Origin of the sequence: Paenibacillus sp. FSL R7-0302 (assembly GCF_038006885.1) — a bacterium.
GTDB lineage: Bacteria > Bacillota > Bacilli > Paenibacillales > Paenibacillaceae > Paenibacillus_AQ.
Map to the genome: position 1 here is coordinate 2,049,770 of NZ_JBBOWB010000001.1, position 22,284 is coordinate 2,072,053.

Here is a 22,284-nt window from a genome sequence, read left to right on the forward strand (position 1 = left end):
TTTCTAATGGATACAGGGTATGCGCGGTTTATTTCGCTTCTTCCAGCTTGTGGTTAAGGTCTTTATACTGTCTCAGCAGTCCGGACAGTGCCTGCTTAATGGCTGCTGCATCTGCGGATTGTGCAGCCTCTGCCAGTGCAGCCTGCTCTTTGAATAAGCCGTCGATATACGATGCATGTAAGGTTACCACATTGGCAAGCTTGCCGGATTCCAGATGGTTAAGCCCCGCTAATGTGAGGTTTACGGCTCCTAATTCAAAAGGGACTGCCTTAGCTTGGACCCCTGTTATTCCGGATGCCGTCACAGCTGTAAGGGGAGTCGTTTCTGCGTCCGTCAATGTTCCAGGCATGGCTAATTGCACATCCACAAAGCCAGCTTGTTCTGTCCATGGAGCAGCGGACATCGGCGTGGTGAGAACCACGTTAAGCGCCTTCGTACTTGTCAAATCGTGGTAGCGGCTGAGCGTATCCCGCCAGTCCTGGGATGTTTCCGGTGCATAGCTGTTCACCAGTGCCAGAACCTGCGGTTCAAGCAAGGGGAGCAGCTCACTGCCATTTGTGGATGCAGCGGCCGTGCTTATAGTGGCAGTGGGTCCCTGTACTGGGGGCGAAGTGATTCCCGTATCCGCGAAGACCGGGGTGGCGATACTGGACAGCAGCAGGGTGGATAGAGCCATTCTTTTTACGATTAGACGATTCATGTACGAACACTCCTTCAGGTGGTTTGTCTTACAGCTCTCACTATAGCGGGCTTCTGTGGCAGGAGAGGGTCAGCAATGTGGAAAAACAATGGCAGTGCCCTATCCCGCTCCGCCGCTTGCTATAATGGTGAAGAGACAAATCACGGAGGTTACCTGGATGAACAATCAAACGGTCATTGCTGTTGTGGACGATGACGAGAATATACGCAATCTGGTGGAAGCTTATTTACATAAGGAGAATTACAGGACAGTTGGCCTTGGAAGTGCCGAGGAGGCGTGGGATTTATGGAGGAATGATCCTCCCGCCATGTGGGTGCTTGACATTATGCTTCCGGGAATGGACGGTTATGAGCTGTGCAGGCGTATCCGTGATGAGGCGGAGGTGCCGATTATTATGATCTCTGCCAAAGATAATGAAGTGGATAAAATCCTGGGTCTGGAGCTGGGCAGCGACGATTATCTGGTCAAGCCCTTCAGTCCCCGTGAGCTGGTAGCCCGGATTAACCGCCAGCTGAAACGGTGGGAACGCCTTCACTCTTCCCGGTCTGCGGCTGTTCTGCCTGCTGTGCATTCAGGGATAGAGCTGGGCAGTCTGCTGCTGCATCCCGAGGAGAGAAGATCCTTCTGGCAAGGAGCTGAAGTGGAGCTGACCAGCAAGGAATTCCTGATGCTGATGGTGTTTGCGGGAAGTCCGAACCGGGCCTTTACACGCGAAGAGCTGCTGGGCCATGTCTGGGGAGAGGATTATTTCGGCAGCGACCGTGCTGTCGACCATCTGATCAAGCGCATCCGCAAAAAAATGGACGGCCTGCCGCTGGAATCGGTCTGGGGCCACGGCTACCGTATGAGAGAGGTGCAGGAATGAAGAGGATGGCGGAAAGGCTAAACCTGCGGATGAAAAAGCTGAAGCTGGTGCATCAGATCAACGTTGCTTTTGGGCTGTCTCTGCTGCTGGTCCTGTCCATCACGGGAGTGATGATCCACTATGTGCTGATGGATCATTTCATCGGCACGGAGCAAGAGGGATTAAGGACGCTTGGCGCTTCCCTGACCGCGACTCTGCAGCAGCCTCCATTCGCGGAAGGGGGGGCATTCTCATTGGGAAAAAGCGAGCCGCTTACGGCTCCATATCCTACGCTCTCCAGCGGAGTACAGGCCATCGTGACTGACCAGCAGGGGAATGTGGTCTCGGGAATTCTCCCGGCCCTGCCAATGGAGTCCGGGGTAACGGTAGATATCTCAGCTGTGGAGCATGGGAGCCTGCAGAGCTTATGGGATGGCAATGACCCGCGTTATCTGGTGCAGGTCAACACGCTTCCCCAAGGCAAGCTCACCCTGCTGACTCCTGTCAGCAGAATCAAGGCCATTGAGCAGTCGCTGCTGAAACGGCTGATCCTTGTCTTTGCTGCGGGAGCGGCAGCGATGCTCCTGTTCAGCCTGTTCATTACGCGGAAGCTGATTGATCCGCTTATCAGCCTGCGTCAGGAGCTGGGGAAAGTGAAAAACCGCCGGTTTGCCGAGGTGAATCTGATCCGGGCGGGCGGTGAAATCGGTTCTGTCGCCAGGGCGGTATACGAGATGGCCGGTGAGCTGCACCAGTTCAATCGGGTGCAGAAGCAGTTTTTCCAGAATGCCTCGCACGAGCTGAAATCTCCGCTGATGTCGATAGCCGGTTATGCGGAGGGCATTAAGGATGGAGTATTTGAAGGAGAGGGCGTCCGTAAAGGACTGGATATTATTCTGAGTGAAAGCGGGCGCTTACGTGATCTGGTCAGCGAAATGACCCTCCTGGCGAAGCTGGACAGTGAAGAGGATATTTACCAGGCGGCGGATACGGATCTGGAGGAGCTGCTGAGCGAGGCGGTGGAGCGGGTCAATCCGCTGCTGGCGGCAAGGAAGCTGTCGTTGTATCCGGCAGTCTCCGGGGACCATGGGGGGATGGTAAGAGCAGACCGGGATAAGCTGCTGCAAGCTCTGCTGAACGTATTATCCAATGCGGTCCGTTATGCAGAGAAGCGAATTGATGTACAGGTGCATTCAAGCAGAGGACGGATTACATTGACGGTCGCTGACGATGGTGCGGGCATTGCGCAGGAGCTGCTGCCCAGCCTGTTTCACAGGTTCGTCAAAGGGAAAAATGGCGAATCCGGGCTGGGACTCGCCATCGCACGTGCTATTGTGGAACGCTGCGGCGGAGAGCTTAGTGCCCGGAACCGCCCGGAGGGCGGTGCAGTCTTCACCTTTGAGTTCCCGTCAGCTGCGGGCAGCGTTTAATACTCGTTGAACATTGCGGCAATTTCATCATAGCCGGTGGTTTGCGTCAGCGCGAGGGAGAGCAGGATTCTGGCTTTTTGCGGGACCAGACTGTTGCAGGGAATAGAATTGGCAGACAGATCAATGTAGGAATCCTTAAGTGTAATTCCGCTGGAAATCCGCGAGCAGCGGACTACAGGGATGTTATTGTTCTTCAGCTCACCCACCTTGTCAATCCAAGGCTTGCTGTAGATCCCTCCGCCTGCTCCGGCAATGACAATCCCCTTGGAGACCGTAGCCAGATAATCCAGAATCCCGGGATTGGCATCCACATGGAAATAAGCTACGGACACTTCCGGCAGCTCCTGAATCACAGATACATCGAACTGGGTTGCAGTGGTATGCCGCTTCAGGGTGCGCGTATAGAAGAAAGCGTGGCTGTCACGCATATATCCCAGGCAGCCGAAATCGCGCTCATCGAAGGCGTTGGCCTTGAAGGTGTTCACCTTTTGCACATCCCGCCCGCTATAGATGCCTTCAGCGAAGACAACCATCACGCCTTGGCCGGAAGCCTCGGGATTCGCCGCCAGTGCTACGGACTGATACAGATTGAGGGGACCATCGGCGCTGATTGCAGTAGCCGGGCGCATAGATCCGGTAATGATTACCGGCTTGTCAGTCTTGATCACCAGGTTCAGGAAGTAGGACGTCTCATCCAGGGTGTCGGTGCCGTGTGTAATGACGAATCCGTGCACATCCTCCCTGAGCGCGAGCGTGTTAATGTACGTTGCCAGGGTAAGCCAGTGCTGGCTTGTAATATCGGCGCTGCACAGATTGCTGACCTGAACCCCGGCGCAATTCGCCAGCCGTTCCAGGTGCGGCACACTATCCAGCAGATCCTGCACGGGCAGAGCGCCAGGCTCGTAATTCAAGGTTTTATGGGCTTCGCCGCTGCCGGCAATCGTACCGCCGGTGGCGAGGATGACTACATTTTTGAGGCCGGGATTATAGTAAGGGGAAGCCGCGAAATTCACTTCGGGAATGGTATTCATCATAGGTCGTTTCCTTTCAGGTTGAGCCAGGATTCAAGTCATTCGCATGACATTGAATGTATTATAACATTCATTCCTCTATGGGCGACATAGTAAGGTATAATAAGTGGGAAATATAAATGGGAGGGGAGGAGATAAGCATGCTGAAGCTAGACAGCCGGGATTACACTCTTGCCTGGCCGCTGTTAAAGGAAGTCAAGATCAACACGCTGTTCGCTGAAGGAGTTCTGAGCGGGCAGACGACCGGCAGTGTGTATGTGGATTCTGTAAATGACCCCCGTAGCTTCTATGTGGCTCATGAATACGGGATGTCGCTGGTCTATGGGGATTCGGGCAATGAGGAGTTTAACCGGAGCTTATCTGACTATATTACGAACAAGACGGGGCACCGGCATTCAGCAGAATGGCTGCAGGCTGATCCGGCAGGGGGCTGGGACCCGCTGATTGAAGCTATGCTTACTGAGCATAATGCACGGCTTGATGCGGCGGATTCACGCAGAATGTACATACAGACCCGGGTGAATTTCACGTTCGACCCGGAGGTCTATAACCGTGCGAAGGCGCAATGGTTCCGGCAGGATGCTGAGATGGTCCAGATGAACGGTGAAGGATTCGGTGAGCAGGAGGGTGCGGTCATTCCCCGGTATTTCTGGCGTGACGCGGAGCATTTCCTGGCTTCAGGCAAAGGATACACTATATTGTGGGAGGGAGAGCAGGCCTCCAGCGCATTCTCGGCTTACCGGACAGCGGATATGCTAGAGATTGGAATCGAATCGGCACCGGGTTACCGGGGGAAGCATTTTGCCTTCTCAGTGTGCTGTAAGTTAATCGATTACTGTCTGGAGCAGGGATTGGAGCCGGTATGGGGCTGCCGCCAAGAGAATGTGGGCTCTTACAGACTGGCGCAGAAGCTGGGCTTCAAGCCGCTATTGAACATCCCCTACTACCGTTTGTCCGAGCTTCCCGTTTAAGAAAGAGCAGCAAATCCCCGTAGATGAGGGCTTGCTGCTATTTTTGTAAAGAAGGGGCAGTATTAGTTTGAACCGTTGCGGATAAGTACTGAATCGGATTGGGCGAGTATGCTTTAGGCCGGTATGTGGGGGCATAGCGATAAGCCCGTTGGCTGCAAAATACAGGAAAGAAAAAATAGGTGGATTTTGTACACTTGCTGATGAACGGAAAAGGCTTGTCACGACAACAATTGGAAAAACAGCACTTAATTAAACGCAAATTATATAAAATAGAAAAAACAATGAAATTAGATGCTGTTTTTCCACTTGTTTGCCTGCAAATGCTGAAAATCGCAAAACTAAGATACGTTTTTCCACTTGTTTTATGAATGGAAGGGCGCGCGTGCCTCAGCGATCCCCGCCCCCGTTCCCTCGACCGGAGATTCCCGCTTAATTCCCCTCATATCCGCCGGGCATCCACAAAGCAGTGCAGGTGCAGCGGTGACAACACCTTCAGGCCTTCCCCCAGCTCGAAGCCCCTGCCTTCGGCAAGCTGACGGCCTTGCTCGCGGAAATAGATCCGGTACATGGCCAGAATCTCCTCGCTGAATTGGCTGCGGTGCAGAGCCATGGCCTCGAACTTCTGCTCGAAGTGGGCGGTAATGTCTATTACCGTGTTCGGCTTGGAGGTGAAGTAGAACCCAATCGCTTGCGGCTGCCAGGGGCGGGTGCTTGTCCCCCTCGGATAGAGGGGGAGACCGGACGACAGAAGCGCCTGGGCGGCGGCTCTGCCTGTGACGATATGATCATAATGAGCCTCATAGCTCAGCCACGGATCAGGGCAGAAGATCACATCCGGCCGCACGGTACGGATGACCTCAGCAATCTCTCCCGCCAGCGCCGGAATATGCTCCAGCGTGCCGTCACCGTGGGCGAGCTGGTGGAATACGGCAGCTCCCAGCTTTTGTCCGGCGGCTTTCAGTTCGAGCGCGCGGATGGCAGCGATCTCGACGGAAGACACCTGCTCGTTCACCGCGCCCAAATCCCCGTTCGTGATCGTCAGATAGTGAATCTCGCAGCCCCTCTCGGCGAAGGCGGCGATCGTGCCGCCCATGCCCACCTCATTATCGTCCGGGTGCGGCTGTATACATAATACCTTCCGGCACCCGCTAAGATCTGGAGGGGACATCAACGCCGCTAGTGTGGATATATCCATAATCCAAATACCTCCTTATTAATCTGTGGTAAGGGTACTGAGGCACCCTTATTCGCTCCATAATCAATGTTACGGCGCAGAAAATCCGGCAATAAAGGCAATAGAGTCCGTAAGTTGCACCAATCGTAGCTTTTGGCAGAAATAAGCGCAACTGAGTCCGTTACACCCAGCCGCACCCTGACCAGGAACGATTCCATCAGGGAAAAGCATCCTCCCAACAGCCCCACTACAATGACCGACTGTGATTCAGATCGCTCAGGATCTGCACCCGCTGCTTCTCCGTTATATTATAGAAGAGAATCGGCAGAATAGCGGCCAGGAAGCACAGTGCAGGCAGCAGAAACATCACGAAGCTAAGGCCGTGCTGGAGCTGCGGAGTCGCCGGCTGATTCTCCACATAGCTGAGCAGGCCGAGACTGGCTCCGATAATCATCCGCGATACCGCTCCGCTGAACTTGGTAATGAAAGTGTTCGTTGAGAACACAATGCCCTCGCCCCGGAAGCCCAGCTTCCATTCCGAATAATCTATCGTATCGAGCAGCATCGAGGTACTGACAATCGTCGTCATGCCCGAGAAAAAGAAGCTGACCCCAAAGAACACCAGGGTGTTCAATACATTATGGTCACCCAGCAGATAAGGCAGGATGCAGGCTACGCTCCCAAGAATGCAGGAGACAATGAATACTTTCTTCTTGGCGAAGCGGCGCAGCAGCGGCGGCGTAGCGATCATCCCCAGCAGCATACCGGCCACCAGACTGATCCCGACCTGCGTGGCATACCCCGCGTCCCCCCAGACATAGACCACATAATAGAGCTGAATGCTCTGCCGGATGCCGTTCACCAGGTTGATAATCAGGAGAGAGGCGAGCAGGGTGAGCAGCGGCTTGTTTTTGTACACCGTTTGCAGGTTCTGGCGGAATGAGATCTTCTCAGCGGAAGGGACGACCCGTTCCTTGGTGAGCATCCCGGTCAGGACAATCGACAGCGCTGCGATGACCCCGATAATGATTGCCGAGTAGAGATAAGCCTGCGTATTCCGTTCACCGCCGAAGGCGAGCAGAAGCTGGATACCGCCGATGGTGATAACGACCGCGCCGAGCGTCCCGCCGATTTTGCCCAGTGTGACGAATAAGGTGCGTTCCCCCGGATCGGTGGAGACTACGGACGACAAGGCCCAGAGCGGCGTGTCACAGACCGTGTACAGCATTCCCCATAGCAGGTAAGAGACGGTAGCGATTACAAGAGTCACAGTCCGGGAACCGCCGAAGTCCCAGAAGCAGAGGACGGTTGCCAGCGCGATCAGACAAGGGGCGAACAGCAGATAAGGCCTGAATTTCCCCCATCTGGAGCGTGTTTTGTCGGTAATCATGCCCATGAGCGGATCAAGACAAGCATCGATAATACTTGCTGCGACCAGAATGACACTGGCGGTGGTTGCCGGAATTCCCAGCAGATCCGTATAGAAGAACAGGATGTACATCGACATGAAGCTGTAGAGCATATTCTGGCCCAGCAGACCGCCTGAGTACACCAGTTTTTCGGCCACAGGTACTTTTGCTGACATGACAAGCCTCTTTTCGCGGGGGATAAAATGGGAATGAATCGATTGCTAATTATGTCTATTTATAACTTATTTCTATGTTCTGTCAAGCGGATTCTGCATCAAGCTACGGAATAGTGAACATTTCAATTTGTGAAGAGGAGGATTGCACTGAGTTTGATGAAAAAAATATGAAAAACACAAATTAGAATATAATTTTTTTGATATAAAATGTCGAAATATAGCTAATGATGTCCCGCCGGCTGATGGGGGAGTGTTAGAATACCGCCGACAAGATGGACACGATGTTGTAACTACAGGGGGAAGCACTATGAAATGGTTCGGGAATTTGAAAACAGCTACAAAGATCGTCTCCGCTTTTTTGATCGTCTCTTTAATCCTGGCAGGACTTGGAGTCTATTCGGTCTTATCCCTGCGCACCAGCAATCAGAATATGAAGGAAATGTACAGCAATAACCTGATCTCGGTCAGAGATTTGTCTGCCGCCGAGATCAGCTATCAGCTTAACCGGGTCTATACACGGGATATGAGCAATACAACAGATACAGATAAAATTACCGATTATAAACAAAAGATTGCCTCAGGCCGTCAGGAAATTGTCCAGAAGGTGGATAACTACCGTCCGCTGGCGACCACTGCCCGTGAAAAGGAGCTGCTGGCCTCGTTTGACCAGGAGTATGCAAGCTATGAGAAGCTGTTCGATCAGGCGCTGGTTCTGGCGGAGCAAGATGATGCGGCTGCTTTCAATACATTTCTGACTACACAGTTGACCGTCCAGGGGCAGAATGTGCTGAACAATCTGGATGGTCTGATCAAAGTGAATGTTGAGCTGGCAGATGAGGCGAACAACCATTCACAATCCGCTTATTCCTCGGCGTTCATCCTTACAATCTCGGTAGTCATTGCGGCGGTTATCCTCAGTATTATGATCGGCTACCTGATCGCAAGATCGATCTCCAGACCCCTGATGCAGATGCTGCATGTAGCTACAGAAGTGGCTAATGGAAATCTGACGCAGCAAGCGGATATATCTACTAAGGATGAAGTCGGACAGCTTGCCACAGCCCTGAACCGGATGGTTCATAACCTGAAGGATCTAATCAATGGAATTGTGATGAATTCACAGAGCGTTGCAGCCTCTTCCGAACAGATCTCAGCCAGCACCCAGGAGATTGCGAGCACCAGCACCAATCAGTCGGCGGCAGCGACCAATATCACCGAGCTGTTCAAGGAGCTGTCGCTGGCGATTGATTCTGTGGCCTCCAGTGCCGAGGAAGCGGCAGAGCTCTCCAACGATACCGTGCGGACCGCCCGGGAAGGCGGATATGTGGTGGAGACTTCGCTGCAAGGAATGCAGACGGTGAATCACCAGATGAAGCAGCTTGAAGACGATTCCAGCAAAATCGGGGATATCATCGAAGTGATCGACGATATCGCCGAGCAGACCAATCTCCTGGCCCTGAACGCAGCGATTGAAGCGGCGCGTGCCGGAGAACAGGGGCGCGGCTTCGCCGTGGTGGCGGACGAGGTCCGCAAGCTGGCCGAACGCAGCAGCGATGCCACGAAGGAGATTACGAAGATTATCAAGGTCATGCAGGAGAATACGAAGCAGAGTGTGAGGGCGGTCGCTGAGAGCGTAGAGCAGTCTTCGATGACCAGCCAGGCCTTCGAGCAGATTATTAAGATGGTCAACACCTCCTCACTCAAGGTCAACGAGATTGCTGCCGCCTGCGAAGAGGAATCAGCACAGGCTGCTGAGGTGATGGACTCGGTTCAATCCATTGCGGCCTCCAGCGAGGAATCAGCAGCGGCTTCTGAAGAGACGGCGGCTACCTGCCAGGCCCTGGCGCTGTTATCCGAGGATCTGGCCAAGTCCGCTGCCGCATTCAAGACCCATTAATTCAACAGACGGAAGGTGAAGCCATGTCATCCTTACAGAAGGAACAATACATCGAGCTTGCGGTAGGAGCCGAGACCTGTGCCATCCGGATTGAAGAGATTCATGAGATTATCAAAATGCTCAGCATTACAGATATCCCCTTCAGCCGGAATGAAGTCAAAGGTGTAGTCAATCTGCGCGGCAAGGTGGTCTGTGTCATGAGCCTGCGCAATCTGCTGGGAATGGCGGATGAGCCTTATACCCGGAGCACAAGAATTATTGTGGTTAACTACCGCGAGGAATTCGTCGGACTGATTGTAGATAAGGTGAACAAGGTGACTACGTACGCCGAGATTCATCCGCCGGCAGGCGGACATAACCGCAGCCGCGATGCGGTGTTCCACGGAGTGGGACAGCGGGATGACCAGCTGATCGGTATTCTGAAGCTCGAAGAAATATTGGGCGGGTAAAAAGGGGAACAAGCAATGATGATGGAACTGTCGGCTTACCGCGATATATTCATAGAAGAGCTGAACGAACAATTAGAGCGGATCGACCAGTCCCTGCTTGCGCTGGAGCATGCTCCAACCGCTGAGCTGATTCAGACGATCTTCCGCGCAGCCCATACGATCAAGGGCTCAGCCTCCACGATGGGCTTCCGCGAGATGAGCGATCTCACGCATGAGGTGGAGTATGCGCTGGAGTGGGTGCGGGAGAAGAAGCCGGAGATTACCGGCCATCTGATTGATACGCTCTTCCGGGCGCTGGATGCGATGAAGCTGCTGCGCACTCAGTATGTCAGCGGGGAGAGCTTTACAGACTGCTCAGCTGTGGTTGCGGAGATCAAGGCGCTGATTAATAAGCCGGCTGAACTTCAGCCGGTGCTGCTTCCGGTCTTAAATGCAGCGGAGCTGCTTCAGGCGGAAGAGGCCGTGGCAGCGGGCTACTCGCTGCTGGCTCTGGTAGTCACCTTGAGAGAGGACTGCCAGATGAAGGCGGCCCGGCATTATATCCTCTTGCAGCGTATCGAAGAGGTCTGCGGGCCGGTGATTGCTGCTGCCCTGGCACCCCCGGCGGCGCCGGGAGCCGATGAAGACGCCCGCTACAGCCAATTTGCTGTAGTCGCTGCTTCCCCGCGCGAGCTCCGGCAGGTGTCCGAGCAGCTGGCAGGGGAGACCGATGTCGAGAGCATTGTCATTACGCCATTCGTGCCCGCACCTGCTGCCGGAACTGGCGTCCAGGCCACGGCCGGACCGGTGTCTGCAGAACCTCCGTCCTCTACTCCAGGCAAGGGGAAATCCCATGAGGTACAGTCAACCGTCCGGGTGAGTGTGGAGCGGCTGGACCATCTGATGAATCTGGTGGGGGAGCTGCTGATCGAGCAGACCTCTCTGGCCGATCTGAGCGCTAATGGACAACGTACGGATCCCGCCAAGGTTCTGCCTGATATCGGCTCTATATCGGATCATATGGGCGGGATTATTAAGGAGCTCCAGGAAGGGGTCATGAAGACCCGGATGCTGCCGATCGACCAGCTGTTCAACCGTTTCCCGCGGCTGGTCAGAGATCTGGCCCAGAAGCTGGGCAAGGACATTGAGCTGCAGATTCAGGGAGGCGAGACCGAGCTGGACCGGATGATCATTGAAGAGCTAAGTGATCCGCTAATCCACTTGATCCGTAACAGCGCCGATCATGGAATCGAGAGTCCAGAGGTGCGCGTGCAGCAGGGCAAGGCTCCGAAGGGCAGAATTACGCTTACTTCTTTTCATGAGGAGAACCAGGTCGTGATTCGTCTGGAGGATGACGGACAGGGCATCGATGCCGCCCGGATTACAGCCTCTGCGCTCAGCAAAGGGATCATTACAGAAGAGCAGGCAGGGTATTTAACCGCGCAGGAAGCCGTTAGTCTGATCTTCGAGCCAGGCTTCTCCACAGCCTCCGAGGTCAGTGAAGTGTCTGGGCGGGGTGTGGGGATGGATATTGTCCGCAGTCAGATTGGACGTCTCAACGGAATCATAGATATTCAGACCGAGCCGGGGGCAGGGACTCTGTTTACAATCCGTCTGCCGCTTACACTGGCTATTATCAAGGGGCTGCTGGTCAAGGTGTCCGGGCGTGTTCTGATTCTACCGATGTATAATGTGGCTGAGATTGTGCGGATCTCCCCCGAAGAGATACAGGTCGTTCAAGGGGAGCAGGCGATTATCAACCACGGGCGGATTGTTCCGCTCTCCTGGCTCAGAGACAAGCTGCATTACCCGCGCACAGAGCGGCGTTCCAAGACGATTCCGCTCGTAATTGTAAGATCTGTTGACCGGATCGCTGCGTTCGCAGTCGATGAGATCATCGGCAACCAGGAGGTGGTCATCAAGTCCCTGGGCGCGTATCTGGGGACGATGAATCATCTGTCCGGGGCAACGATCCTGGGCAACGGCCGGGTCGCCCTGATTCTGGATGCTTCTTATCTCGTTAGCCATTGATTACTAGCTGGGAACACGCGATGAAGAACGCAGGACTGCTGTAACGGAATAGCAAGGCCAAAAAACCGGAAAAGTTGCAGTAGCCTGCGGACTTCTCCGGTATTTTGTGTTGTAGACGAAGGCGAGACAGGTGTCTACTTCCAGCTTCTGATAGACCTTGGACTCTTGAACTGCAGCTCTATGGCCTGCTGGTTCAAATGAAGCTCCGCCATATACGCCTTGATTTTCATCTGGAGCGCATGCAGCATTTCAGTATGCATATCATCTATACGGTCCTCGTTACAGAACGCTGAACAGGCCAGATAGCCGTCTGTATAGGATTTGGTGTCATCCATTACCGTATTCAATTTTTCTTTGTAGATCCGTTTAACCGGTCCGCTCTCCGGCTTGATCTCGTAATAGCGGTTCGTTTCCACCAGCAGACGCCAATGGCTGACCTCAAGACCATATTCATCCTTTTCCAGCTGCACGGTCACTTTGAAGATCTTGATAGGACTGTTCATGTTGTTGTTCCATTCTCATTGCAGGATTCAGAGATTATAGCATGTACAGACCGCAATGCCCACTGGAAGATTATATAGATATCGTATAATTTGGCATCATAGCATACAATTAGACCATTATTGTCCTGAAGCGGCAATACGTTAGCCTACTATAAAGGAGATTTGAAATGAAAAACACTGCTGCACAAGGACATCCGCTCGTATACTCGCTGGTATGGGGAGTGGTCCTGACTCTGGCTGTATCCGTTGCCTCCGCTGTAGCCACGATTATGGAATTCGGCGATATGGGGATACGGAATGCCCAGGCCTGCGCCTTCCTGGTTATGGGCATTATTGTAACCCTTTATATGAAAAGAAAGGATTCTTCGCTCGTCAGCTTCGGCTTCCGCAGGCTTGAGGCCGGTCCGTCCCGGGCGGTGCTGTTCTACATCCCGCTGCTTATTATTGCGGTGGCCCAGCCGCTGATGAATGGAATCAACGTTGAACTGGGAGCGCCTGAAATCATCAGTATCGTCATTATGACCCTGCTGGTGGGCTATACCGAGGAAGCTATTTTCAGAGGTGTGATCTGGAATGTTCTGAAATCCAAAGGGCCGGTCTTTTATATTGTGTTCTCCTCCATCTTCTTCGGGGTTCTGCATATGGCCAACGCCTTTGGCGGAAATGATATCATACATACGATTCTCCAGGTTATCAATGCGCTGCTGCTGGGCTGTGTGCTCGCCTTGCTGATGGAGACAGGCCGGAATATTGTTCCGCTGATCGCGTTCCATTTTATCTACGATGCACTGGCCATGGTCAGCAATGAGAATCTCGAGCATGAGGTACTCATCGTCTCCATTCTTAATATTCTGTATTTGCTCTATGGAATTTATCTGCTGGTGGTATTCAGCCGCAAGCATAGAAATCATAGTCTCACCCTGTAGACACACCGGCCAGTCCGGGGAAGGAATTCCTCAGGCTGGCCATTCATTTTCATGTGAAATGATAGCGCATACATGAAAAAGATCAGCTAACGGGAGCAAATAATCCGTAAACGGAGCAATGTTTAGAGATAGGCATTTTATTTGCAATCCTACTGGAATATCGCAGATTCTGCGGGGATATGCAGGTTTTTGAAAGTTTAATTTTAAGCGTTTCTCAGGTATAATGTAGACATCACCACAGGAACCACAGCATCAAGAGCCCCAAGCATTACAAGTGGTACCGCAGGTGATGGTCTCATTCCTAAATTTAGCAATGAATGAAGGAAAGGAGAGAGCCCCGATGTACTAGCGTTAGCGAAGCATGCCGGAATCGGCTGCTGATGAAGAAGGTGGATGATAACATCTTCTGGCAGATCGTGGGTATGCGGGAATCCAGGAACAAATCTTTTTTAGAAGAAGAACGAAGCTTATCATTCAAGCAGGAGAAGTCTCTTGCGGAAGAAAGAGCGTGATTCCAATGAAAAAGGTTAGCGAAGCGTACAACTGCGATTCCTCACAGTAGGGAAAACGTCCGTGAAAACGTTTTTCGTGAAATCGTGTACGCGGGAATCCACCCCATATGCAGGACATGGAGCAACACTCCGGAATGGAGCGAACGGGCAACACGGAAGCATGAAGTGAACATGAAATTGAGAACAATCACCATGTCAGGGATATGGCTTTTGTTACTTGGAGGAAATGATTGAATTGAATAGCGTAATCAACACATGAATCCCCGGGCCTTAAGCAATCAGGCAGCGGGGATTTGTGCGTCTGTACATAATAAGCTCTTTCTCTCTTGGCCAGGGGAAGGGGCTTTTTTTTGACTGGAAAAGCCGCTGCTACGTGGTTTAGAAATAAACCCACTTAGGCAACACTGGATACATAACTATGCGACGATACAGCAGGGAGAGACTACACATGAAATTTCATGAACAACATCCCGGTCACTTGGATAATGAGCATCCACAGCGACTGAGCCGGGAGTCTCACATCAATACGGAGCTGATCAGCCGCAGACTGGGAAATAGCTCGGATGTTAGCGTCCGGTCGCTTCGTCTGGATTGGGCCGGTGTACAGCAGGAAACAATTATTCAGTTAATCTTCCTGGACGGGATGGTGAACAATCAGGTCCTGGAGGAGTCGTTCATTCCGGCGATACAGTCCGCACAGCCCGCCCCGGACGGGCTCAGCCTGCTGGACTATTTCAGCAACCACATCCTGAGTGCAGGACAGGTCCGAACGACCGGGGACCTGAGCGGAGCGGTCAAGGATATTTTATCCGGCTGTGTCCTGGTGCTGATTGACGGCTGCGAAGAGGCGCTTGCGCTTGCCATCCAGGGGTATGAGAAGAAGAGTATCGACGAAACCAAGACGGAAACGGTGATCCGGGGGCCGCAGGAAGGCTTCACGGATGATCTGCGCACTAATATTACGATGATCCGCAGGAAAATGAAGGATGAGCGTCTGAGAATTGTAACCCGCACCGTAGGGCAGGTCACGCAGACGGATATTTCAATCCTCTATATCGAAGGGCTGGCCGATCAGCAGGTGCTGAACCGGGTCTCGGAGATGTTCGATCAGATCGGACTGAAGACCGTACTGGAAGGCGAATTCATTGAAGAATATCTGCAGAGCAATAAATACACGGTGTTTCCGACTGTACTGAACACGGAACGTCCGGATAGCATCACGGCAGGGCTGGCAGAAGGCAGGGTAGCCATTATGGTGGACGGAACCCCCTTTGTCATGATTGTTCCCTCCCTGTTCCTGGATTTCATCCAGTCGGCAGAGGACAGCTATCAGCCTTATCTGTTCTCCAGTCTGATTCGGATCTTGCGGCTTACAGCTGTAATCGTCAGTATCTTTGCTCCCGGGCTCTATATCGCCATTACAACCTTCCATCAGGATCTGCTGCCCACCCGGCTGCTGCTGAGCATTATGTTCCAGCGCGAGGGGGTGCCGTTCCCGGCATTCGTTGAAGCAACGCTGATGGAGATCACCTTTGAAATCATACGCGAAGCGGGAATCCGCATGCCCCGCAACATCGGTCAGGCGGTATCCATTGTGGGAACTCTCATTGTGGGACAGGCCGCGGTAGACGCTGGGATTGTCTCCGCCGGGATGGTTATCGTGGTGGCGATCACCGGGATCTCAAGCTTCGTCATTCCTGCCTATAATATGTCGATCCCCATCCGGCTCATCCGGTTTCTGTTCATGGGTGCGGCGGCTTCGTTCGGCATATACGGGATTACTGTAGGGTTCGTCATTCTGACCGTGCATATCTGCAGCCTGGAGTCTGCGGGAGTCCCATACATGCGGCCTTATGCGCCTTATCTGAAGAACGAACAGGTAGACGGTGTCTTCCGAAGTCCTTATTGGTCCAGCTCGCGGAATAAACGCACCAGGAATGGGGCCTAGCCATGAGAAGGACGGTCATCCTGATCTGCGCACTGGTTCTGATGAGTATGCCGTTAACGGGCTGCTGGAGCCGCAAGGAGCTGGGCGATTTGGCGGTCGCCATCGGTCTTGGCATTGACCGTACGGACAAGGGCTACCGGGTAACCGTCCAGATTGTTGCGCCCAGTCTGGCGGCTGCCAGCAGCGGCGGCGCGGGAGGACCGCCTGCCCTTGTCGTTGCCACGGAGTCGGCAACGATTATGGAAGCTCTGCGTAAATTGACCACCATGCTGCCGCGTAAGGTCTATCTATCCCATCTGAGCATGCTGCTGCTGGACGAGGCTGTGGCCAGGGAAGGCATCCGCAAGCCGCTGGATTTCCTGTTCAGGGATCACGAGGTCCGGCCGGATTTCGATGTGGCCATCGTCCGGGAGGGAACAGCTTACGATGCCTTGTCGATCATGACACCTCTGGAACGGCTGCCGGCCAGAGACCTCTATGATTCGCTGAACGGGTCGCAGAAGAATTGGGCACCGACTTCGGCGGTACGCCTGCTTGATCTGATGAAATGGTTTGATCTGGATGGCCAGGAGGCTGTATTGACCGGTCTGAAACTGGTGGGCGATCTGGAGAAGGGGAAGACGAAGGAAAATGTAGATTCCATTAACAGCCCGCTCAAATTTGAGTATCGGGGCATCGGGGTGCTGAAGGATGACATCCTGCTAGGCTGGCTGAATGAAGGAGACAGCAAAGCCTATAACTATGTGACGGGTAAAGTGAAATCGACAGTGGGTAAGGTGGACTGCCCGGACATGGACGGGGATTTTGTAATGGAGGTACTGGATGCCAAGACCTCCATTAAGCCTGAGGTGCGAAACGGGGAGCCCTCGGCCACTGTCAAGGTAAGAATTGAGGCGAATGTGGGAGAGGTGGGATGTAACCTTGATTTGAACAGCCGGGAGACGCTGGAGAAGATGAAGGTGATGGCTATTGCACGGACGGAGGCGCTGATTGCGACTGGAATCAGGGATGTGCAGAACCATTTTGGTGTCGATATTTTTGGCTTCGGCACCAAATTCCATCAGAAGCATCCCCGGTACTGGAGTCAATGGAAGGATCAATGGAATGAGAAATTCAGCAGGATGGATGTGAAGGTGGTTGTGGAATACATCATTAAGGGCAGAGGAAGAATCGTAAATCCGCCATTTAAGGAACCGGATGCATGAATGCTTTTCTAATCTCAATCAATATGCTGTTATGGATGTGGCAATTCAGCCGGTACCGCAAGAAACGGGGCAGACTCCGGGAGAAAACGCTGGTGTATGCTCTGTACGCGATAGCACTGGGCTTAAATATTGTGTCGGCTAAAGACGGGTTCACCCCGGATCTGCTGCGGCCGTTCATTAACCTGCTGCAATTCTTGAAGCCGGGCGGCATTCTAGGCTAACTGGGGGTAGACTTAATAAAGGAGGGGATGGACAGATGAGCTCCCGCCAGTTAATGATGCTGCTGACGCTGCATTATTGGGGAAGTGCGCTGCTGGGGCTGCCTTCTATGGTCATCGGGCTGTCCGGTAGGGATTCCTGGGCACCAATCCTGCTGGGCATGCTGGTTCAACTGCTGATCATCCGGTTATTCGTGGCGCTATACACCCAGATGAGCGGCGATTCTCTGGGACAATTTCTAAGCCGTATTCTGGGGAAGGCGGGCGGTAAAATCATGCTGGCCCTGTATATATTCTGTGTCCCCTTTCTCATCTTTGTCCTGACGCTCCGCAGCCTCGGGGACTTTACCAGCAACGACCTTTTTATAGAGACTCCGCCATCTGCAATATATGTCCTGATTCTGTTCGCCTTGGTCTATTGTCTGTATAAAGGGATTATTGCGGTCGGCCGGTCTGCTGAAATTACGTTCCCGGTTGCAATGTTCCTGCTGCTGCTGTTCCTGCTGTCCCTGCTGTACGGTGCGGAATGGTCCAACTTCCTGCCCCTCTTTGAGAAGGGGGTTCAGCCCGTATTCCAGGGCACGGTTATGTTCCTGGGTTATCCAAGCAGCGAGGTGGCCTTAAGCTTGTTCCTGGTTCCATTCATTAAGGACAAAGCCTCTTATCAAAAAGCGCTCGTCCACAGCACTTGGATTACCTGTGTCGCCTTGCTCCTGCTGACGGTGCTGATTATTGCGGTGCTGGGAGAAAGCCTGCCGCCCAATATGCCTTATGTCAGCCAGTTCGCGGCCAAAACGGTAACGATAGGCGGATTCTATGAGCGGATTGAGACAATCGTTACGATCATCTGGTTCATGGTCATTTTTTACCGGCTGATTCTTACCCTCTTCGTCTCAGCTCATGGCTGCGCTGAATTGTTCGGAATTAAGCATTATAAGGGACTGCTGATCCCCATGGCGCTGGTCTCCATACCCTTAGCGATGAATGTCTGGGATAATCCCTCAGTGGTTGCCGAGCTGAATGAAGTCTGGTATCTCAATGTATTCTTCTTCAACTTGTTGTGTCCGCTCTTGTGGTATGTTGCCAGCAGGGTCAGGAGCAAGCTTAAATAGATCCCAGTACAGGCACGATATAGTCACGGAACACATCCACCGGAGGATTATTCTTCCCGCGTTTGTTATCCTGGGTCAGCACAATAACAAGCTGAAGCTCCGGCACTACATATATGAATTGTCCGGCATACCCGCGGGCGTAATAGTAGTCTACCAGACTGGATTCTCCGGCGGCTGAGCTGCAGGTCAGGGCATCGGTCCACCAATGCCAGCCATACCCTCCGTGGCGGGGAGGCTCTGTGTGCATGACTGGCTGTACCGAACGTGCAGCCCAACTGCCGGAGATAATCTGCGAATCCTTCCATACCCCCTGCTGCAAAAAGAGCTGTCCGAAGTTCAGCAGGTCTACAGGCCGCAGCTTCAGCCCGAAGCCGCCGGTATGGATGCCCTGGGGGTCCGATTCCCATTCATAGTCCCGGATGCCGAGCGGTCCGAAGAGAACCTGTTCGGCATAGCTGGCTGTGCTCTGTCCTGTGGCTTGTACCAGAATCGAAGACAGCAATTGCGAGATTCCCGAATTGTATTCCATCCGGGTACCCGGCTCATCCGCAACCGGCTGCTCCAGCACATAATTCACCCAGTGGGGGGAACGGGTCATCTTCGGGAAGGAATTGGCCCCGCCGAATTCCGTCCAGCGGAAGCCTGCTGACATGGTCAGCAGCTGTTCGAGCGTAATGTCCTGTTTCCGCGCATCCTTATCGCGCCGGAGCTGCGGGAAGAATTCGCTGAGCGGAGCCTCAGGGCCGGGCAGCAGCCCCTGGTCCATGGCGATGCAGATCAGGGCAGAGAGGATGCTCTTGGTGCAGGAATTGATCTTCGCCAGCTCGGAGGCCGTGCGCGGATCTCTATAATATTCGAAGATCAGCCTGCCTTGCTGCTGAATCAGGCAGCTCCGCAGATTCAACGGCGCAAGCGAGGCCGATAGGGTGGACAGGTTCATTGGGATTATCCTTTCTGTTTATACGTATATAGGCACGGCCAAAACGTGAATAGTGGCCGTGCCCCTAACGATTATGGTAGATGCGGCAGGCTTAATTGTATTTTGTACAACTAAAACGCTCCTTTTACCACCGCTGATCGGTTTAGCTGTACTTCGTACAATTAAAATGCCCTACCTGCTTTAGTTCGAACCCATTAGGGAAGATTTAGTTGTACAGACTACAATTATAAGTGTGAAGGCGTCTTTTTTACTGTTTTTAATTGCACGTAATACAACTATGACTTATGACTTGAATGTCTGTGTACTCGCTCGTTGAATTTCCCTGTATTATCTCAATCTGCCGCCGGGATGTCCAATTTGCTTATACACATTCATTACCAGCCGGGGCTTCCTCTAGTCAGTTATTATAAGATTAGTTGGCAACATATTAACTGTTACGGAGGGATTGTATGATTCAGGATCATGAACTGCAGATTCGCCCAATAGCTAAAGGGGATCTACACAGGCTATGGGAACTCGCATATAAAGAGGAAGCGCCGGAATGGAAGAAATGGGATGCGCCTTATTATGAACACAAACGAATTACATGGGAGACGTATTACAGGAAGCGAGCCGAAATTATTGGCTGTGTGAACAATTGGGTAATAGAAGTTGAGGGCGGAATATACTATGATTCTATCCGAATGGGGCTGCTTAGAGAGGAGTGGGAGGATATGTTGAGAGAGCAAATATGAATGTTTGTGAAAAAAGACACAAATTCGTGAAAATTATCACGTTGTATTCATAAAATTTTAATATATAATAAAGTTAACTTAAAGAAACAGGGGGAATTAAAATGAAATTATTTAAAGTATTAGTAGTAGCAGGGGTATCGGTAGCTTTGTTGTCGGGTTGTGGATCGGATAAAAACAATGCAGATAAAGGGGCAGCAGCTACAACTGCACCAGCAACAGAACAGGCAGATGCAGTTACCTCCGCTTCAATCGTGAACCAGGCAGATGCTTTCATTAGTGCAGTGAGCGACAAAGGTACCTGGATCGTTGCTATTCTGAATGATCTGACTGTGGACAAGGATGTAGTGGTAGCAGGTGAATTCCACGACAAGAACGATACAGCTAAGCCAATCTATCGTAAGCTGGCCCTGTACGCACAGGATGCAGACCACAAAGTTACAGCTACTTACACCCTTACAGCACCAAAAGTAACTGTACAGAGCGAGAACTTCCGCGTTCAAGGCGGTACGATCAAAGGTGATGTATATGTAGAAGCTAACGGCTTCAACCTGTATAAGGATGCTACAATCGACGGCAACCTGTACTTCTCCAGCGAAGATGTGAAGGCAACGGCTGTGCTTGAAGGTAAAGTAACTGGAGCTACAGAAGTTAAATAAAATAAGTATATTGGAATCCATTCAATTACTATAAGGAAATACCGCCTGTAGACAGGGTCCCGGAGGGGCTTGCGCTACAGGCTTTTTATATGGTATGGGGGGATTTTGTAATCTGGACCGAAATCATCTATAGTTAAATGGAAGCTGTTGTAAGCGCAAACAATCGGGACGGGAGATGCACTCATGAAAACTACACGGAGATGGGGGATGGCTGCGGGAGTGATTCTGGCTTCTGTAGCGGTACTCTATTTATTGTTATATATGTATGAAAGACCCGGCGGGTGGTCGGACCAGCGGATGTCCCGCTCATTGGGAATGAATCAGTCGCTCCAGATTCCTCTGGGCTCAAGTCCGGAGGAGGCCGTAAGGTTATTCCGTGAGACTGATTCTATGACGGTGGTACATGAGGAGACTGTTGGCAGGGGGAAGCTTGTTTTTCTGACCCGTTCGGGTGATCAGGACCGCAGCAATCTTCAAGTCGAATATGTCCGCAAAACCTGGATCGGCTGGAAGTGGGTCTGGGGGGCGGGCTACGGGATGGACGGAGACCCTTCCTTGTCGGCAATGAATTATATGAGGCTGCCTGAGCTGGAGCAAATCTCCACTCCGTTTCCTATGGTGTTCGGTGAGGTGCTGGACCCGTCTATTCAGCAGATTATCGTTCAGCAAAAGCAGACCGGGACCGATAAGTCCGAGGCAAAGCTGATTCAGACGTCGCAGGGCCGGACGATTTGGTTTGCTTTTCAAGCGGCGACGGCGGGCGTTCCGTTCGAAATCGAAGGACTGGATCAGTCCGGGAAGATTATTGCTACCAAGGTTATTACAGATGTCCGGGGCAGCGGGACAATAGATTCAAGCAAGTGAACAATTCATGTATAGGATTGGCGTAGAGTGATTAGCTCTGGTATTTATGATATGGAAGAATGACGAAGACTCCGGCTCTGCATTTATGCGGACTGCCGGAGTTTTTGTCTGTAAAAAGCTTTATCAGCAGATGTGACAAAAATAAATGACGAAAATAAAATTCGAACCATAGCCTAGTGTTTTAGCGCATATTTTATAGGGGGATACGAGATTTTTGTATGAAAAAATCACCAATTTGTCGAAAATGTTCAGATTTTGTTCACATGCGCTTATTAACATGATTGGAGGCACTATTCTGTGTGCCAGTATGGCTTAGGTCCGGGAACGGGTTAAGTTAAATGCATGTGTGACCGTCTGCGTTCTTCCCCTGAGCAGTCTGACCCATTGTCAGCAGTTCTTAAAACAGCAGGTCAAAGGAGGGATTCATCAGAGCGATCTTGAAGTGCTGCTGCTGAAGCATGGCGGTATTGCCATGGACGGAAGAACGCTGAGCTTGCTGTAAGGATTCAGAGGTTAGCAGAGTTGAAGTTGCCGGATTTGTATTTACTACTACAAAGAGTTCTGTTTGGAGCTCG

At 52.2% G+C, this 22,284-nt stretch carries 21 protein-coding genes; 15 read left to right on the top strand and 6 right to left on the bottom strand.

Annotated elements, in window-relative coordinates; translation table 11 throughout:
* Positions 1-28 precede the first annotated feature (28 nt).
* Positions 29-700: a hypothetical protein gene (locus MKY96_RS08735; protein WP_340939822.1), complete on the bottom strand. Its 672-nt coding sequence runs from the start codon at positions 698-700 to the stop codon at positions 29-31.
* A gap of 157 nt (positions 701-857) precedes the next feature.
* On the opposite strand from MKY96_RS08735, the gene MKY96_RS08740 reads away from it, so the two are divergent.
* Positions 858-1,565: a response regulator transcription factor gene (locus MKY96_RS08740; protein ID WP_340939824.1), complete on the top strand. Its 708-nt coding sequence runs from the start codon at positions 858-860 to the stop codon at positions 1,563-1,565.
* Positions 1,566-1,594: 29 nt separating this feature from the next.
* On the top strand, positions 1,595-2,974 hold the full coding sequence (locus MKY96_RS08745; protein WP_340939826.1) for a sensor histidine kinase: 1,380 nt from the start codon (positions 1,595-1,597) through the stop codon (positions 2,972-2,974).
* Here the strand turns inward: MKY96_RS08745 and MKY96_RS08750 are convergent.
* Entirely contained in the window at positions 2,971-4,008 is a 1,038-nt protein-coding gene (locus tag MKY96_RS08750) for an asparaginase (RefSeq protein WP_340939827.1), read from the bottom strand. The genes MKY96_RS08745 and MKY96_RS08750 overlap by 4 nt on opposite strands.
* Before the next feature lie 137 nt (positions 4,009-4,145).
* On the opposite strand from MKY96_RS08750, the gene MKY96_RS08755 reads away from it, so the two are divergent.
* Positions 4,146-4,976, top strand: a complete 831-nt coding sequence (locus MKY96_RS08755) for a GNAT family N-acetyltransferase (protein WP_340939829.1) — start codon at positions 4,146-4,148, stop codon at positions 4,974-4,976.
* A 439-nt stretch (positions 4,977-5,415) separates the two neighbouring features.
* On the opposite strand, the gene MKY96_RS08760 is transcribed toward MKY96_RS08755, so the two are convergent.
* Positions 5,416-6,171, bottom strand: coding sequence for a PIG-L deacetylase family protein (locus tag MKY96_RS08760; RefSeq protein ID WP_340939831.1), 756 nt, complete (start codon positions 6,169-6,171; stop codon positions 5,416-5,418).
* Between the two features lie 226 nt (positions 6,172-6,397).
* Positions 6,398-7,735: an MFS transporter gene (locus MKY96_RS08765; RefSeq protein WP_340939833.1), complete on the bottom strand. Its 1,338-nt coding sequence runs from the start codon at positions 7,733-7,735 to the stop codon at positions 6,398-6,400.
* Positions 7,736-8,042: 307 nt separating this feature from the next.
* Here MKY96_RS08765 and MKY96_RS08770 point away from each other — a divergent pair, with 307 nt between their 5' ends.
* The 3 genes from MKY96_RS08770 to MKY96_RS08780 are packed head-to-tail and all read left to right on the top strand — an operon-like array spanning position 8,043 to position 12,091.
* On the top strand, positions 8,043-9,632 hold the full coding sequence (locus MKY96_RS08770; protein WP_340939836.1) for a methyl-accepting chemotaxis protein: 1,590 nt from the start codon (positions 8,043-8,045) through the stop codon (positions 9,630-9,632).
* Between the two features lie 23 nt (positions 9,633-9,655).
* Positions 9,656-10,081, top strand: coding sequence for a chemotaxis protein CheW (locus tag MKY96_RS08775; RefSeq protein ID WP_036700854.1), 426 nt, complete (start codon positions 9,656-9,658; stop codon positions 10,079-10,081).
* A gap of 15 nt (positions 10,082-10,096) precedes the next feature.
* Complete coding sequence (locus tag MKY96_RS08780; protein ID WP_340939839.1) at positions 10,097-12,091, top strand: chemotaxis protein CheA; 1,995 nt, start codon at positions 10,097-10,099, stop codon at positions 12,089-12,091.
* A 134-nt stretch (positions 12,092-12,225) separates the two neighbouring features.
* Here the strand turns inward: MKY96_RS08780 and MKY96_RS08785 are convergent, their stop codons facing one another.
* On the bottom strand, positions 12,226-12,594 hold the full coding sequence (locus tag MKY96_RS08785) for a hypothetical protein (RefSeq protein WP_340939843.1): 369 nt from the start codon (positions 12,592-12,594) through the stop codon (positions 12,226-12,228).
* 167 nt (positions 12,595-12,761) lie between these two features.
* Between MKY96_RS08785 and MKY96_RS08790 the strand changes: the two genes are divergently transcribed.
* The 5 genes from MKY96_RS08790 to MKY96_RS08810 all read left to right on the top strand — a co-directional run bounded on the left by MKY96_RS08790 (position 12,762) and on the right by MKY96_RS08810 (position 18,515).
* The gene (locus MKY96_RS08790; protein WP_340939846.1) at positions 12,762-13,520 is read left to right on the top strand and encodes a CPBP family intramembrane glutamic endopeptidase; all 759 of its coding nucleotides are present in this window, start codon (positions 12,762-12,764) and stop codon (positions 13,518-13,520) included.
* A gap of 960 nt (positions 13,521-14,480) precedes the next feature.
* A complete protein-coding gene (locus MKY96_RS08795; protein ID WP_340939848.1) occupies positions 14,481-15,980 on the top strand; it encodes a spore germination protein in 1,500 nt (499 codons plus the stop codon).
* Positions 15,981-15,982: 2 nt separating this feature from the next.
* Positions 15,983-17,185: a Ger(x)C family spore germination protein gene (locus MKY96_RS08800; RefSeq protein ID WP_340939852.1), complete on the top strand. Its 1,203-nt coding sequence runs from the start codon at positions 15,983-15,985 to the stop codon at positions 17,183-17,185.
* The gene (locus MKY96_RS08805) at positions 17,182-17,406 is read left to right on the top strand and encodes a hypothetical protein (protein WP_340939855.1); all 225 of its coding nucleotides are present in this window, start codon (positions 17,182-17,184) and stop codon (positions 17,404-17,406) included. Before MKY96_RS08800 ends, MKY96_RS08805 begins: the two co-directional genes overlap by 4 nt.
* Before the next feature lie 35 nt (positions 17,407-17,441).
* Positions 17,442-18,515, top strand: a complete 1,074-nt coding sequence (locus MKY96_RS08810) for a GerAB/ArcD/ProY family transporter (protein ID WP_340939858.1) — start codon at positions 17,442-17,444, stop codon at positions 18,513-18,515.
* On the opposite strand, the gene MKY96_RS08815 is transcribed toward MKY96_RS08810, so the two are convergent.
* Complete coding sequence (locus MKY96_RS08815; protein ID WP_340939860.1) at positions 18,508-19,455, bottom strand: serine hydrolase domain-containing protein; 948 nt, start codon at positions 19,453-19,455, stop codon at positions 18,508-18,510. The genes MKY96_RS08810 and MKY96_RS08815 overlap by 8 nt on opposite strands.
* Before the next feature lie 449 nt (positions 19,456-19,904).
* Here MKY96_RS08815 and MKY96_RS08820 point away from each other — a divergent pair, with 449 nt between their 5' ends.
* From MKY96_RS08820 to MKY96_RS08835, 4 genes are all read left to right on the top strand, one after another.
* A complete protein-coding gene (locus MKY96_RS08820; protein WP_340939865.1) occupies positions 19,905-20,189 on the top strand; it encodes a hypothetical protein in 285 nt (94 codons plus the stop codon).
* Between the two features lie 101 nt (positions 20,190-20,290).
* Positions 20,291-20,845, top strand: coding sequence for a hypothetical protein (locus MKY96_RS08825; RefSeq protein ID WP_340939866.1), 555 nt, complete (start codon positions 20,291-20,293; stop codon positions 20,843-20,845).
* 183 nt (positions 20,846-21,028) lie between these two features.
* Positions 21,029-21,709 carry a hypothetical protein gene (locus tag MKY96_RS08830; RefSeq protein ID WP_340939868.1) on the top strand — a complete coding sequence of 227 codons (681 nt, stop codon included), beginning with the start codon at positions 21,029-21,031 and terminating at the stop codon, positions 21,707-21,709.
* Positions 21,710-22,055: 346 nt separating this feature from the next.
* On the top strand, positions 22,056-22,211 hold the full coding sequence (locus MKY96_RS08835; protein WP_340939871.1) for a hypothetical protein: 156 nt from the start codon (positions 22,056-22,058) through the stop codon (positions 22,209-22,211).
* Positions 22,212-22,284 lie beyond the last annotated feature (73 nt).

Bases quoted from the DNA above. Each gene is read 5' to 3' on its own strand.
- MKY96_RS08815 (WP_340939860.1), bottom strand. From the start codon at position 19,455: ATGAACCTGTCCACCCTATCGGCCTCGCTTGCGCCGTTGAATCTGCGG.
- MKY96_RS08765 (WP_340939833.1), bottom strand. From the start codon at position 7,735: ATGTCAGCAAAAGTACCTGTGGCCGAAAAACTGGTGTACTCAGGCGGT.
- MKY96_RS08810 (WP_340939858.1), top strand. From the start codon at position 17,442: ATGAGCTCCCGCCAGTTAATGATGCTGCTGACGCTGCATTATTGGGGA.
- MKY96_RS08745 (WP_340939826.1), top strand. From the start codon at position 1,595: ATGAAAAAGCTGAAGCTGGTGCATCAGATCAACGTTGCTTTTGGGCTG.
- MKY96_RS08795 (WP_340939848.1), top strand. From the start codon at position 14,481: ATGAAATTTCATGAACAACATCCCGGTCACTTGGATAATGAGCATCCA.
- MKY96_RS08750 (WP_340939827.1), bottom strand. From the start codon at position 4,008: ATGATGAATACCATTCCCGAAGTGAATTTCGCGGCTTCCCCTTACTAT.
- MKY96_RS08785 (WP_340939843.1), bottom strand. From the start codon at position 12,594: ATGAACAGTCCTATCAAGATCTTCAAAGTGACCGTGCAGCTGGAAAAG.
- MKY96_RS08735 (WP_340939822.1), bottom strand. From the start codon at position 700: ATGAATCGTCTAATCGTAAAAAGAATGGCTCTATCCACCCTGCTGCTG.
- MKY96_RS08780 (WP_340939839.1), top strand. From the start codon at position 10,097: ATGATGATGGAACTGTCGGCTTACCGCGATATATTCATAGAAGAGCTG.
- MKY96_RS08830 (WP_340939868.1), top strand. From the start codon at position 21,029: ATGAAAACTACACGGAGATGGGGGATGGCTGCGGGAGTGATTCTGGCT.
- MKY96_RS08805 (WP_340939855.1), top strand. From the start codon at position 17,182: ATGAATGCTTTTCTAATCTCAATCAATATGCTGTTATGGATGTGGCAA.
- MKY96_RS08755 (WP_340939829.1), top strand. From the start codon at position 4,146: ATGCTGAAGCTAGACAGCCGGGATTACACTCTTGCCTGGCCGCTGTTA.
- MKY96_RS08825 (WP_340939866.1), top strand. From the start codon at position 20,291: ATGAAATTATTTAAAGTATTAGTAGTAGCAGGGGTATCGGTAGCTTTG.
- MKY96_RS08775 (WP_036700854.1), top strand. From the start codon at position 9,656: ATGTCATCCTTACAGAAGGAACAATACATCGAGCTTGCGGTAGGAGCC.
- MKY96_RS08800 (WP_340939852.1), top strand. From the start codon at position 15,983: ATGAGAAGGACGGTCATCCTGATCTGCGCACTGGTTCTGATGAGTATG.
- MKY96_RS08790 (WP_340939846.1), top strand. From the start codon at position 12,762: ATGAAAAACACTGCTGCACAAGGACATCCGCTCGTATACTCGCTGGTA.
- MKY96_RS08770 (WP_340939836.1), top strand. From the start codon at position 8,043: ATGAAATGGTTCGGGAATTTGAAAACAGCTACAAAGATCGTCTCCGCT.
- MKY96_RS08740 (WP_340939824.1), top strand. From the start codon at position 858: ATGAACAATCAAACGGTCATTGCTGTTGTGGACGATGACGAGAATATA.
- MKY96_RS08760 (WP_340939831.1), bottom strand. From the start codon at position 6,171: ATGGATATATCCACACTAGCGGCGTTGATGTCCCCTCCAGATCTTAGC.
- MKY96_RS08820 (WP_340939865.1), top strand. From the start codon at position 19,905: ATGATTCAGGATCATGAACTGCAGATTCGCCCAATAGCTAAAGGGGAT.